The following is a 13,240-nucleotide window of genomic DNA, read 5'->3' on the forward strand; positions in this document are numbered from 1 at the left end:
ATACTAATATCATTGTTTGTATTTTGATTATAAATTATTAAGTAGCTTACAAGCTTTTTCTAATACTTTATTAATAGCTAAAGTTAAAACCGTGTTTCCGTCTTCATCAACTTTGCTTAATTCGGTTGTATCTATTTGAGCAATGAAGCTTCGTGCTTCTGCCATGTTTTTCGTTGTTATTGTATGTATTAATCTTTCATATGGAGTTTGAAACCATCTCAACATATCTTTATCCTTATTAAATTCTATAAATTTTAATATTCTGTTAAAGAATGAGCTATAGAAAAAATCATAATAAGAAGTTTTAAGAATGCAATAGAAATTTAACTAAATATTTTATTTTTTTAAGATATAATACCGCTAATGCTAACCCATTTACAAACCACTTCTTTAAAGAGTATATGCGATTAATCAGAATGTATACTTGTTAATTATATGTAAATATGTTAAGATATTTTATTAAAAATAAAAATCTTCAATTTATGTCAAAAAATTTCTTAAAGAAATTTGAAATAAGTCTTGCTACCGTTTCAACCTTAGCCCTTATGCTTCATGGAAATAGTACATTGGGGGCAGCTGATGCTATAGTTACGAATAATGCCGACTTAACTACCGGTGTCGGGCTAAATCCTGCTGCTATATTTGGTGGAGGTACATTACAGTATAATAGTAAAGGTGCTTGGACTGTTGATGCAAACATAGCGGGCGGAGTAATCCAGGCAATTGATACGGATAAGGGTAGTAATAACCAAACACCGGGTATTCTTACCGTTAATGAAAATACGTCTATTGGTTCTATAAACAAGACTGGATTGTATGATAATCGTTTATCGATTGAAATAGCCGGAAACAAAACTTTAACTTTAACCGGTACGGCTGGAACAGGTATTGCAGCTGATACATATGAGAATTTAGCTTCAATTAATTTCGGAGCAGGAGCAGTATTGACTGGTAATGCTGCAAGCGGAAAGTCAATTACATTCAAAAGTTCAATAATTAATGGAGTTAACGGTACTTTAAATGCACAAACACCTATGATTTTTTTGCATGCAAGTGTTGGAACCCTTAATACGATAAATATCGGAGCAGGCAGTAGTGTAACTATCGATACATTAGCCGGAAATGTTAATCTAAACGGTGATGCTATTAGATTTGCAGATGCAGCTTCGGTCTTACAGTTAGACAGTTTTGCTAATCGTACTATAACTTTAACTACAAATTTATCTGGTAAAGCGGGAAATGGAGGTATAGTTAAGTTAATAGGCGGTGCTGCCGGTAATTCCTTAACTCTTCGAAGTAAAACAGGTGCTGAAACGCTGGGTACCGGTGTAAATAAATTGGCACAATTAGCTGTTGGGAACAAGGTTGTTATAAGCGGTACCGTTGGAACTAATTTACTTGATGTTAGTAATGCACTAGTGCTTAATATTTATAAAGGGGCAACTTTCATAGATGAAAGTACTAGTTCTGCTCGTATTCCTAAAATAAATATCGGTGCTGATGCTGGAAAAGGAGTAGGTCGCGCAGTTTATACTGTTGATGTAAGTCGAGCAGCCGGGGATGTTGATTTCCTCGTTGCAGGAGCAGGCAATGTTCTTACTTTTTTACATGAAACATCAGAATTAACGGTGCAAAATACAGCGGCAGTCGATCAAACAGTAATTTTTAACAATAATGTAGCCGGTGTTAATAACGGTGGAGGTATAGTTAACTTTTCTAGTACCGGTGGCAATCTTTTAACTATTAAAGGAGTAGATGTAGGAGCAGGTGCACCGCAGCTCGGCAACGGTAGTAACATAGCATCTTTAAATATTACCGGAAAGGTTACAATTGCAGGTGGCGGAGATTTACTTGATGTAAGTAGATCGGAGGTTCTAAATGTTAATTCAGGGGCAATATTTACCGACGAAGGTTCTACTTCTGCTCGTATTTCTCAAATAAATATCGGTACTCGAGGAGGAAGAGGAGCGGGTGCACAATATATTGTCGACGTAAGTCAAGCGGTCGGGGACGTTGATTTCCTCACTGCAGGAGCAGGCAATGTTCTTACCGTCTTGGATACTAATTCGCGATTAATAGTAACAAATAAAGCTGCAATAGATAAAACGGTAATCTTTAATAATAATATAGTTGTTGCTAACGGTGGAGGTTGTGTAGTAGGTTTTGTTAATAATAACTCGGCTAGTAATTTAATTTTAAAAGGAGTAAATAACCCGCAATTCGGCAACTTTTTTAACATAGAACTTTTAGGTGTTACCGGAAATGTTACAATTAGAGGGGCAGCAAATCTAATTGACGTAAGTAGATCAAATAAGCTTGATGTTAATAACGGAGCAATATTTACCGATGAAAGTGCTACCTCTATCAACATAGCTGAAATAAATATCGGTGCCGATGAAGGTACCGGAGCAGGAGTAGGGCCTGCAACATATGCTATAGATGTTAGTCAAGGCGGAAATATAGATGTTTTAACAGTTGCTGATTCTATTAGATTTTTTGATCCGAACTCCATATTTCAAATTCAAAATACAATAGCAAATGCGGATACTACCGTAACTTTTAAAAATATTCTAAAAGGAGGAGTAACGCCTGCAGGCGGTGGTGCTGTTGTGGGTGACGGAGGTATAGTAAAATTGATTAGCAGCAATGCCAATAGTTTAACTGTACAAGGTGATACCGGCGGAGAAACGCTTGGTACTAATGCAAATAAGTTAGCAATGCTAGCTGCCGGAGGAGCAGTAACTATTTCAGGAGAGGCAGGTCATAAGCTTGATGTTCAAAATACCATGATATTTGATATTTACGCAGGAGCAACTTTAACGGATCGGAGTCGTAGCTCTGCCCAAATTCCTACGGTAAATATCGGAGCAAACGGCGGGGCCGGTGTTGGCACAGCTACTTATATTCTTGATGCTCAAACCGGTGATTTTGCTGTTTTAACAGTAGGTAAAACCATTAGCTTTTTACATGAAGATTCTGTCTTGCAATTGCAAAATAGTTCAGTTGCGGATGATAGAACTATAACTTTAGCGGGGGTCCTTGATCCTTTAGCTCCTAATACAGGTAAAGTTACTATAAATTCCGTAATAGCCGGTAAGAAATTAACAATCAACGGTACTGCCGCCGGTGCTATACTAGGTACTAGGAATCATAAATTAAAAGAATTAACTATTATAGGTGCAGGGAAGTTAGATATAAAATCTACTATTTTTGCTAATAATCTATTTTTTAGAGCAAATACACAGTTAACGCAAGACGGTGATATTGAAGGTGATGTAGATTTCAAAAACCAAGACGCCTCTATAACAATCGCAGACGGTAAAAAAATTACCGGTAGCATAACAAGTACCGATAATGGGGCGGTTGTTACTAACGGTACTATAACATTTGACGGCGACGGTTCTATCGGTGGCAATGTTAAGGGGCTTAAATTGCTGCAAGTCGGGACTGGTAACGTATCGCTGCTAACCGGCGGTGATACCGTAATTGGCGAGATTCGAGGTAACGGTATCGGCATATTAACCTTACCTCAGAACTTTAAATTAACCGGCTCTATTAACAATGGCGTAGGTCAAGCGGTCCAGTTAAACTTCACAGGCGGTACTAATAGTGTTAGCGGTGTGGTAGGTACGGCAGCAAGCCCGGTCGGTAACATTACTACAAACGGTGCAACAAGTTTTGCAAGTAGCATTAATAGTAATGGTATTGTTACCTTATCACCTGGCTCGGTAAATATATTTGCTGACAATATAACGGCTAATAATGTAGTTGTAAGCGGAGCAACTTTAACATTCACCAATAATCTTACTGTTAATAGTAATTTAACCGGTAGAGATACTACGATTAATTTAAATGCAGCAACAGTATCATATACCGGTCAAAGTAGTTTTTCAGGTAAGTTAATTGTGACTACACGTTATGATCAAACAAAAAATTCCGGCGGTAATATAGTGATTACACCCGGTAGTAAAATGGATTTATCTTCACTAGATGAATTAGAGATTCAGTTTAACGGTGCCGATGTACGTATAGGAGAAATAAATGAAAATACTAAATATTCGCTAATATCTTCAGAGGACGGAAATGGACTGATTCCGTTGCCTGCCGATAAAATTAAATTTTTTATTAACGGTAATGATAATAGTTTCATTAAATGGTCGATAAATACTTCATCATTAACTTTATCAGCTACTAATATCTCCAATGAAATATTGCAAGAAGAAATAAATGAAGGCAGTTTTACACCGGAAGAATCGCAAGATATTTCAACACTTATCCGTGCACCTGAAGATACTGATGCGGATATTTTTAAAGACGAGTTTGGTTTTTTTACTATTGAGCAGCAAAAAGAAGCACTAGATCGTGTTACACCCGATATGGTAAGACCAGGAGCGGTAATAACTGCGGTAAATACGCAAGCAGTATCTCATAATATAGTCAGTAATTTAACTTCTTTAGGCTCGCGAATAAATACAGTTCAGACAAGTCAAAATAAAGTTGCTATTTCTGCCGGTGATGAGGCAGAAGTAGATTTCGGTGCATGGGCTAGTCCTTTTGTCGGGAATAGTACTCAAAAGGCACGAAATAATCTAAGTGGTTATAAATCTAACTCAACTGGCGGCACTGTTGGTTTTGATAGTTTAGTAGGCAATGATTTCTTACTTGGGGTTGCTTATACTAGAGCTGACACTAAGGTAAAGCAGAAAAACAATAATGTCGGTGATAAAAGTAAAATATTGAGCAATATTTACTCTTTATACGGCTTATATAATATACCAAATAAAAATTGGTTTTTTGAAATTATAGCTTCTTACGGTGATAGTAAAGTTAAGAATTATTCACAGCGTAATATTGCTTCGGGTAGAAATTTGATCAATTATGAAATGGCAATCGGTAAATATAAATCACGTTCATATACCGGACAGATTTTAGCCGGTTATAGCTATTTAGCTCCAAAAGCTATTAATTTAACACCGACCGTGGGGGTTAGATATTCCGATATTAGAGATTCAGGATATACTGAGACCGGTACAACTTTCCAAAACTTAATCGTTAAAGGAAAGAAGTATAATACGATTGAAGGGCTTGCGGGTGTTAGAATGTCAAAAGATATTAACGTAGAAAATATAGTTTTAATCCCTGCAATTTACGGCATGCTAGACTATAACTTTAAAGATAAAACTCCTGCTATCGATGCTAGGTTACAAGGGATGGACAGCCCATTTACGACTAATAGCTTTAAGCCTGCTAAAACTAGCTTTAACTTTGGTGTCGGTGTGACTGCCAAATACCGAATGATGGAATACGGCGTTAATTACGATGCGAATGCGGCGAGTAAATATTTCGCTCAACAAGGTAGCTTAAAAATACGGGTAAATTTTTAGATTCTTGCGTAAGATTTCTAATTGATTTGCTTTAAATCAGTGTAATCAATTTTGCGGTCTAGGTGAACAAAATTTTTGTGGATACGATAGCCTGGGTGAATTGCCAAGCTAGAGCAACTAGGTTATCACGGTAGGTATTGCCTTTGGTTGCAATACCGAAAAATTGTACTTATAATTGATAGGAATTTATTAAAGTCATCCTTAGGTCCTATGCACTTTTAATATAATAATCATAATTATGGCTCTTTTTAGCTGCAAATTATAAGATTTTTTTGAAATATGAATAACTATTACTGCAAAAATTTTATTAATTCTCGCTTAAAAATATCTCATAATTATAATCATTAATCAAAAGTGCACAGAACCTAGGCTTATTTCGTTCGATTATTCTCGGCACTTTATCATACCTCAACTTAGTTAAAATTTTTATCTATGATGAGAATGATTTTATATTAAATATACGAGCCTTTAAAAGCAAAGAGAATTATTTTTTGTTATATAAAATTAATTACTTTAAACAACTCATTAACGGGGAGTAGTATAATATCAAATGATATTGTTAGGTGCTGTGAGGAAAATTTAAAGGGTGGGGCAAATTGCCCCTGTCCTTATTCTAATTTATCCAAAATTGCTATAATCACCTAACACGTTAATATCATTTATCATATCTTGATGTTGATTTTCTATTAATTCGTCAACTTGTTCTTCTATAGTCATAAGTTTTACTTTTGTAGGTTTATCAACTATAAGTTTCTGCATTTCAATAGTTATTTTCTCTATCTCAACGGCACTATAAAGTATCGCAGTTTTATCTGTTATGTCTTTTACAGTACCTTCCATTATAAGTTTATTTTTAGCACTTATTGTAGTATCATTAATTATTATAGAAGTTATATCATTTACCGATTCTTGAAATATATTAATTTTTGTAGCTAGTTGATTAAAATTTATGTTTTGTTGTTCAATTAATTTGTCGACTTGCTCGTCTATAATCATAAATTTTAATTTTGTAAGCTTATCATTTAGAAGTAGTCGCATGCTAGCTTCTACTGCTCCTCTATCAACTTTACTAGTAAGAAGCTTAATTTTCTGCGATATATCTTTTATAGTATCTATCATTATAGCTTTATCTTTGGCACTTACCTCAGTATTATTAACTATTTTATTATGTAATTCATTAGCTAATTTTTGATACTTTACTCTATACAATAAGTTATATATATTTTTAAAACCATATTTTATAGCTAAACTTAATGCTGTATTACCATACTCATCAGAGGAATCAATAGCATAGTAGGACACTTTAGGTATAAGCATTTCGCAAACTCTTTCAAAACCTTTACTTGCAGCATCCTTTAATACATTACGATAATTAATAGTCTCATCGGACATTCGAGGAATAAGTAGCTCACAAACTTTTTCTAAGTTGTAAAATATAGCCAAATATAATGCTGTATCATGATTATTATCAGGCTGATTAATAGCCTCATCGGACATTTTAGAAATAAGTATTTCACAAATCTTTTCTAACTTATTCCTAATAGCCACAATTAATGCTGTATTACCATAATCATCAACTTTACTCAATTCGGTTGTATCCATTTGAGCAATTAATTCTTGTGCGTTTACTTCATTCTTTGATCGTATTGCTTTTATTAACTTTTCAAATGAATAAACCTTTTTTTTAGGCATATTTCCTCCTTATTAAATTTTATAATTTTTAATATTTTATTAAAAATGAGCTATAGAAAGAATCATAATAAGGAGTTTTAAGAATGCAATAGAAATTTAATTAGAAGTGTAAATAAATGAATTGAGGTGCTTTAAGAAATATATAAGTTAGTTTTTTTGATAATATTTAAAATTCGGAATTTAAAAGAGATTTAATACAAAAATTAGACATTTTGGAACATAAAAGGAGCATATGGATTTTTTAGAAAACGAAGAGAAACGCCGAAACCCTGAAAGGGCTTGGCGAGAATGACGGGACTCGAACCCGCGACCTTCTGCGTGACAGGCAGACGCTCTAACCAACTGAGCTACATCCCCTTATACATGAGAGATAACGATATATATAACAATTCTTCTATTTCTGCAAGAGTAAAATATCTTATTTTATCAAAAAATATACAGAACCTAACGTTTAGATTTTATAGCGTATTCCTAATATTATAATCAGTAGATATCTCTATTAATCCAAATTAGTCACTATTAGTTGAAGCTTTGAAAATTATTATACTTTTTAAGAACTTTGTTAAAAAAGAAAAACCTATTGGTTATATTTATATTAACAAAATCTTACTTTATTAATAATTATTAGAGGTTTTATATGACTAAACCATATGTCATTAAATTAACTACTCCTTTTGAGCGTATTAAACTTTATAATCCTATACCCGAGATTGCTCTTAGAAGTGCTATTATTATGCAGGCAATAATAGATGCAACTAATACTTCTACCAAGAAAGAAGCAACAAAAGCAGAATATAACGCTAAAAAATGGCTTTTTGAAAATAATGAAAATTTTAATGCTACCTGCTTAGAAATGGGCATTGAGCCTAATTATGTAAGGAAGACTGCTAAAAAGCTAATTAAATCGCAACAAAATAAGGATAAGCATCCTAAGTTTAAATTAAATTAATTTGTAATAAAACTTGAAATTACTCTAAATATAAATTAATTGTATAGGTGTTACTTAGTAACGCCTATACAATTAATTATTTTAGATTATAAAGGTTATTTATGATTATTTCAGTTTCAGCTCAACATATTTCGATCGGTAATAGCTTACAAGAATATTCCAAAGAGAGGGCTACGCAAGTCGTTAAAAAATATTTTACCGATATAATAAATATAGATATACATTTTTCAAAAGAGGGAATTAACTTTAAATGTGATATTATAGTAAAATATGGCTCAGGTAAACATAGTATAGTCAAAAGTAATGATAGTTGTAGCGATATATATGTAGCTTTTGATAAAGCTATGTCAAAACTAGAAAAACAGCTTAGAAAATATAAATCAAAATTCAAAAATCATCATGCGGGTAAAGTAAAAATATCAGAAATTGCTTACGAAGGTACCAAATATATTATTAATCCGCAATCTGATAGTGAAACCTCTAACTCCGAAGATAATGATAATCCGGCAATTATCGCTGAAAAGCCTGTAGAAATATTAAAATTATCAGTAAAAGAAGCGGTAATGAAAATGGATTTAGAAGATTTACCTGCGGTAGTATTTAAAAATATCAATAATGATCGTATCAATATAGTTTATTATCGTAAAGACGGTAATATTTCTTGGGTAGATTATAATTAATGATTATTATCCCTTATAAAGGAGTTACGCCAAGAATCGATAAAACTGCATATATTGCCGAAGGCAGCTCTTTAATAGGAGATGTTGAAATAGGTAGTAATTCAAGTATTTGGTTTAATACGGTTCTTAGAGGCGACGTTGAATCAATAAAAATAGGAAATAATACTAACGTGCAAGACGGTAGTGTAATTCATACTTCAAGATTTAACGGACCGGTAGAAATAGGCGATAATATAACTATCGGTCATCTCTCTCTTATTCATGCCTGTACAATACATAATAATGCTTTTATCGGCATGAGTACTACGATAATGGATTATGCAGTAATAGAAGAATATGCTTTTATTGCTGCAGGAAGTCTTATCCCACCAAAGAAGATAATTAAATCTAAAGAATTATGGATGGGTTCCCCTGCAAAATTTGTTAGATATTTAGCTGATCAAGATTTAGAATATATGCAAGATAACGTAAGAAATTATGTAGAACTTGCAAATGTTTATAAGATACTCGTTTAATTTGAAAAATTGGCGTCGTTGTTTCATATTTTTTGATCCTCACGTAGTTTGTCTACGCTGCGGTCAAAAAATATGAAACGCCTTGCTCTTTTCCAAATTAAACTTCGTCTCTCTACTTTTCATTTATCAGACGGTATATAAGAATCCTTAAATGCCTTAACCGTATTTTTAAGTAAAAAAGCAATAGTCATCGGTCCGATACCGCCCGGAACAGGAGTAATATATTTTACTTTAGATTTAACATTTTCAAAATCAACATCACCGATAATCTTATTGCCGCTAATTCTATTAATTCCTACATCAATTACTATAGATTCAGGATTAAAATATTCGGTAGTGAATTTTAAAGGTGACCCAATAGCCGCAACAACTATATCGGCTTTAGAAGTGATAGAGCTTAGATTTTGCGATTTGGAATGGCAAATAGTAACACTGCAATCTTCTTTTAACAGTAATGCACTTAAAGGTTTACCTACTATATTCGAGCGTCCAATAATTACAACGTTTTTACCGGTTAAATTAGGTTTGTATTTTTTTATAACCGCAAGGCAACCAAGGGCAGTGCAGGGTATAAAACCTTGACTAATCCCGCTATGTAAGTAACCGACGTTTAAAGGATGAAAACCATCGATATCTTTAGAAGGTGATACTGCTGATAAAATTTTATTTTTATCTATGGAGTTTGGTAAAGGAAGCTGAACTATAATTCCTGAAATCTCGTTATCAAGGTTTAACTCATTGATTTTCAATATTAAATCATCAGTATGAATAGTAGTAGATAGATTTACTAATAAAGTATCAATTCCTATTTTATGTGCATTGCTTATTTTATTCCTGACATAAATAATACTTGCCGGATTATCGCCTACTAGTACTATAGCAAGTTTCGGTGAAGCGTTGGTTTGATTTTTAAGTTCTTGAATTTCTAGCTTTAAATTTGCTAGTATTTCATTTGCTAACGCTTTACCGTCAATTATATTATTCACTATATTTTTATCCTTTTTCAGTTGTCACCCCGTGGCTTGACCACGGGGTCCAGCTTAAAATATTAACATTATTAGTATTTTAAAATTATTTTTCTAGATACCGTGGTCAAGCCACGGTATGACAAAGTGGATTCCTGCTTTCGCAGGAATGACATCGAACACTTACTGCTTTTCCCCATATTTAGTAGTGGAATACTCAAAATGTAGAGCCTTGCCGTCAAATACTCTACTATAAGCATGATGAAGGCTACTTGCTGCTTCGGCAAAACCCGTAAGAATAAGCTTAAGCTTACCGGGATAATGAGCAATATCGCCAATGGCGTAAATACCCTCTATGTTAGTTTGATAATAGGAGTTATCTACTTCAATATGGTGAAGCTTAACACTTAAACCCCAATTTGCTAAGCTACCTAAATCTTGTTTTAAACCAAAAAACGGTAGTAATATATTGGCATCTAATTTGCGAGTATTATTTTGTAGATCTTTAACTATAACCGATTGAAGTTCACTATTATTACCATCTAAAGCATTTAATTGATAACCGGTTACTAACTCGATTTTACCGGTTTCTGCAATATGCCTTAATTGCCTTACGCTTTCAGGGGCAGCCGTAAATTTATCCCGCCTATGTACTAAATATATTTTATTTGCAATCTCCGAAAGAGAAATAGCCCAGTCAACAGCCGAATCCCCGCCGCCTGCTATAACTATATTTTTACCTGCAAATTTGCTTTTATCATTGATGAAATAAAAAACCGACTTGCTTTCAAAATCTTCAATATTTGCAAGGGGCGGTTTATTTGGACCGAATGAACCTGCTCCTGCTGCAATAATAATAACTTTGCTTTTAATAAGAGTGTTTTTTGAGGTTTTAATTTCAAAAAAATCATCTTGTTTATTTAGCTCTATAGCTTGCTGATTTAAGTGATATACAGGATTAAAAGGAGCAGCTTGAAGCTCTAACTGTTTTATTAGCTCTTCTGCTGCAATTTTAGGATAAGCCGGTATATCGTAAATAGGTTTTTCAGGGTATAGGGTAATACACTGACCACCAATAACTTCTTGTGCATCAATAACATGACATTTCATGCCAAGCATTCCCGCTTGAAAAACTGCAAATAATCCAACCGGACCGGCACCTATTATTACAACATCAGTATTATACATTACTTTTTATATTTAAATTTTAAAAAGGATTTTATTGGATATTGAGGAAATAATCAAATAGATATTGATTTAATATGTCCTAACTTAGCCCAGTTAAGAATTTTTTGATCTCTAGTAAGTAGGGTGACTCCAAGACATTTTGCTGTTGCTACAATAATTCTATCAGCAGGATCACCGTGAAAGTCGTCTATAAGAGAAATGCTTTCAGCAGCAATTTCCGGAGAAATATCTTTAATAGATAATCCGTTGATATTTGTTATAGAATTCAGAAAATCTTTTATAGGTTCGTAAACATTAATACGCTTTTTAAAGTTAAGCATAGCTATTTCCCATAATGAAATAGAACTAAGAAATAATTGCGAATTTTCTTGAGCTAAATTGATTTTGTGTTTTATTTGTTCTGATAATTCTTCAGGTTGTAATATTGACCACAATAAAACATGGGTATCTAGTACTAAGCCATTATTAATGTTCTGCATTCCATTTTTCTTCTATTGGATCTAATATATCTGCTTTTATCTCAGCTTTATTTTTTAGCATACCGAATATTGAGGTCTTTTTAGTGTTTATAGGCAATATTTGTGCTACTTCCCTATCTCTTTTAGTAATTATAATGGATTCTTTATCGGTTTGTAATTTTTCTATTATTTCAAGGCAATGAGATTTAAATTGACTGATTGCTATTTTAGTAGTCATTTTATATACCAAAAAGTAAAAGTACTATTATAGTATAATAGTCAAATAAAATAGTCAATTATATTTTTAATTTATTTGTAAATATATTCTGTGGGAAAAATATCATAAATTCATATTTAAATATGACTATTTCTTAAACTAGCCTTGTAAAATCGTTAAAATTTGTCAAAGATTAATAATGAATATTAATTATTTTTATTAAAATTATGAAAAATAACTTTAAAATTCTACGAAATATTATCGGTTTTATTATCTTAACTATAAGTGCAGGAAATAGCTTCGCCTCGTCTGCTAATGCTTTTTTCCTTGTTAGTGCAACGGTTTTACCGTCTTGTATAGTCACGGCTACTCCTTTAGCTTTTGGTACGTATGTTCCAACTGCTGATTCTTTGCAAACAAACACACTTACTATAACTTGTACTTTAGGTACTGGTTATACCGTTTCATTAAATGCCGGTACCGCACCTGCCGCTACAACAAGTACTCGCAAAATGACAGGTCTCGTTAACACTACTAGCTATTTACCTTATAATCTTTATTCTAATGCAGCAAGAACTCAAAATTGGGGAAATCAATCAAGCGACTGGGTACCGGGAACAGGTACGGGATTACCTCAAACGCTCACAATATACGGAAAAATACCTCAAGGGGCAAATGTTCCTTCTGATACTTATAACGATACAATTACAGTAACCGTAGCATATTGATATTATGAAAAAATATTTTTTAAGATTTCTACCTATTCTATTTATATTATTTACTTTTAATGTTTTTGCTAGTGTTACTATCGTACCTGTCAATATAGAGATAAGTAAAAATAATAAAATAGCAACTATGACGGTGCAAAATAATGATTATACACCTAAAAAGTTTCAGCTACTTCTTTTAAAACGTGTGTATGAAAATGGTACAGAAGAATATAAAGAAACTACGGATTTAGTGGCAACTCCGGTAACATTTACCTTGCACGGCGGTAAAACACAATTGATACGGTTAGCTTTAAAAAATACACAGAATTTTTCTACTAGAGAAAAAGACTATAGAATCATATTAAGAGAATTACCTCGTAGAGTAAAACTAGAGAATAGTGCTACCTCTACGGTAAATCTTGTTGTTCAACATAGTATACCTATAACAATATCAAGGTAATAGTACTAGTACCCTTAACTTT

Annotated in this window: 12 protein-coding genes and 1 tRNA gene; 6 read left to right on the forward strand and 7 right to left on the reverse strand. The window is 33.0% G+C overall.

Translation table 11 applies throughout. From position 1 onward, the window contains the following. Positions 1-27: 27 nt before the first annotated feature. On the reverse strand, positions 28-225 hold the full coding sequence (locus H6P87_RS03345) for a hypothetical protein (protein ID WP_246438081.1): 198 nt from the start codon (positions 223-225) through the stop codon (positions 28-30). Between the two features lie 257 nt (positions 226-482). On the opposite strand from H6P87_RS03345, the gene H6P87_RS03350 reads away from it, so the two are divergent. Further along, positions 483-5,384: an autotransporter outer membrane beta-barrel domain-containing protein gene (locus H6P87_RS03350; RefSeq protein WP_202070018.1), complete on the forward strand. Its 4,902-nt coding sequence runs from the start codon at positions 483-485 to the stop codon at positions 5,382-5,384. A 618-nt stretch (positions 5,385-6,002) separates the two neighbouring features. On the opposite strand, the gene H6P87_RS03355 is transcribed toward H6P87_RS03350, so the two are convergent. Both H6P87_RS03355 and H6P87_RS03360 read right to left on the reverse strand, forming a co-directional pair. Further along, positions 6,003-7,076, reverse strand: coding sequence for an ankyrin repeat domain-containing protein (locus H6P87_RS03355; RefSeq protein WP_202070019.1), 1,074 nt, complete (start codon positions 7,074-7,076; stop codon positions 6,003-6,005). A gap of 280 nt (positions 7,077-7,356) precedes the next feature. Continuing rightward, a tRNA-Asp gene (locus H6P87_RS03360) sits at positions 7,357-7,433 on the reverse strand. Positions 7,434-7,713: 280 nt separating this feature from the next. Here H6P87_RS03360 and H6P87_RS03365 point away from each other — a divergent pair. From H6P87_RS03365 to H6P87_RS03375, 3 genes are all read left to right on the forward strand, one after another. Then, on the forward strand, positions 7,714-8,025 hold the full coding sequence (locus tag H6P87_RS03365) for a hypothetical protein (RefSeq protein ID WP_202070020.1): 312 nt from the start codon (positions 7,714-7,716) through the stop codon (positions 8,023-8,025). 101 nt (positions 8,026-8,126) lie between these two features. Continuing rightward, entirely contained in the window at positions 8,127-8,705 is a 579-nt protein-coding gene (gene hpf, locus H6P87_RS03370; protein ID WP_202070021.1) for a ribosome hibernation-promoting factor, HPF/YfiA family, read from the forward strand. Further along, a complete protein-coding gene (locus H6P87_RS03375) occupies positions 8,705-9,220 on the forward strand; it encodes a gamma carbonic anhydrase family protein (RefSeq protein WP_202070022.1) in 516 nt (171 codons plus the stop codon). The genes hpf and H6P87_RS03375 overlap by 1 nt, the downstream gene beginning before the upstream one ends. Before the next feature lie 119 nt (positions 9,221-9,339). On the opposite strand, the gene folD is transcribed toward H6P87_RS03375, so the two are convergent. The 4 genes from folD to H6P87_RS03400 all read right to left on the reverse strand — a co-directional run bounded on the left by folD (position 9,340) and on the right by H6P87_RS03400 (position 12,069). Next, the gene (gene folD / locus H6P87_RS03380; protein WP_202070023.1) at positions 9,340-10,206 is read right to left on the reverse strand and encodes a bifunctional methylenetetrahydrofolate dehydrogenase/methenyltetrahydrofolate cyclohydrolase FolD; all 867 of its coding nucleotides are present in this window, start codon (positions 10,204-10,206) and stop codon (positions 9,340-9,342) included. 162 nt (positions 10,207-10,368) lie between these two features. Continuing rightward, positions 10,369-11,373: an NAD(P)/FAD-dependent oxidoreductase gene (locus H6P87_RS03390; protein ID WP_202070024.1), complete on the reverse strand. Its 1,005-nt coding sequence runs from the start codon at positions 11,371-11,373 to the stop codon at positions 10,369-10,371. Positions 11,374-11,426: 53 nt separating this feature from the next. Then, complete coding sequence (locus tag H6P87_RS03395) at positions 11,427-11,852, reverse strand: type II toxin-antitoxin system VapC family toxin (protein ID WP_202070025.1); 426 nt, start codon at positions 11,850-11,852, stop codon at positions 11,427-11,429. After that, positions 11,839-12,069 (reverse strand): type II toxin-antitoxin system Phd/YefM family antitoxin, encoded by a 231-nt coding sequence (locus tag H6P87_RS03400; protein WP_202070026.1) that lies wholly within the window; start codon positions 12,067-12,069, stop codon positions 11,839-11,841. Before H6P87_RS03400 ends, H6P87_RS03395 begins: the two co-directional genes overlap by 14 nt. Before the next feature lie 206 nt (positions 12,070-12,275). On the opposite strand from H6P87_RS03400, the gene H6P87_RS03405 reads away from it, so the two are divergent. Beyond that, a complete protein-coding gene (locus tag H6P87_RS03405) occupies positions 12,276-12,776 on the forward strand; it encodes a Csu type fimbrial protein (protein WP_202070027.1) in 501 nt (166 codons plus the stop codon). 127 nt (positions 12,777-12,903) lie between these two features. Further along, positions 12,904-13,218 carry a fimbria/pilus periplasmic chaperone gene (locus H6P87_RS03410; RefSeq protein WP_338050468.1) on the forward strand — a complete coding sequence of 105 codons (315 nt, stop codon included), beginning with the start codon at positions 12,904-12,906 and terminating at the stop codon, positions 13,216-13,218. The last annotated feature ends 22 nt before the right edge of the window (positions 13,219-13,240 follow it).

The sequence above is a fragment of the Rickettsia tillamookensis genome (genome assembly GCF_016743795.2).
Lineage (GTDB): Bacteria > Pseudomonadota > Alphaproteobacteria > Rickettsiales > Rickettsiaceae > Rickettsia > Rickettsia tillamookensis.

Bases quoted from the DNA above. Each gene is read 5' to 3' on its own strand.
- H6P87_RS03345 (WP_246438081.1), bottom strand. From the start codon at position 225: ATGTTGAGATGGTTTCAAACTCCATATGAAAGATTAATACATACAATA.
- H6P87_RS03350 (WP_202070018.1), top strand. From the start codon at position 483: ATGTCAAAAAATTTCTTAAAGAAATTTGAAATAAGTCTTGCTACCGTT.
- H6P87_RS03405 (WP_202070027.1), top strand. From the start codon at position 12,276: ATGAAAAATAACTTTAAAATTCTACGAAATATTATCGGTTTTATTATC.
- H6P87_RS03390 (WP_202070024.1), bottom strand. From the start codon at position 11,373: ATGTATAATACTGATGTTGTAATAATAGGTGCCGGTCCGGTTGGATTA.
- H6P87_RS03395 (WP_202070025.1), bottom strand. From the start codon at position 11,852: ATGCAGAACATTAATAATGGCTTAGTACTAGATACCCATGTTTTATTG.
- H6P87_RS03375 (WP_202070022.1), top strand. From the start codon at position 8,705: ATGATTATTATCCCTTATAAAGGAGTTACGCCAAGAATCGATAAAACT.
- hpf (WP_202070021.1), top strand. From the start codon at position 8,127: ATGATTATTTCAGTTTCAGCTCAACATATTTCGATCGGTAATAGCTTA.
- H6P87_RS03365 (WP_202070020.1), top strand. From the start codon at position 7,714: ATGACTAAACCATATGTCATTAAATTAACTACTCCTTTTGAGCGTATT.
- H6P87_RS03410 (WP_338050468.1), top strand. From the start codon at position 12,904: ATGACGGTGCAAAATAATGATTATACACCTAAAAAGTTTCAGCTACTT.
- H6P87_RS03355 (WP_202070019.1), bottom strand. From the start codon at position 7,076: ATGCCTAAAAAAAAGGTTTATTCATTTGAAAAGTTAATAAAAGCAATA.
- H6P87_RS03400 (WP_202070026.1), bottom strand. From the start codon at position 12,069: ATGACTACTAAAATAGCAATCAGTCAATTTAAATCTCATTGCCTTGAA.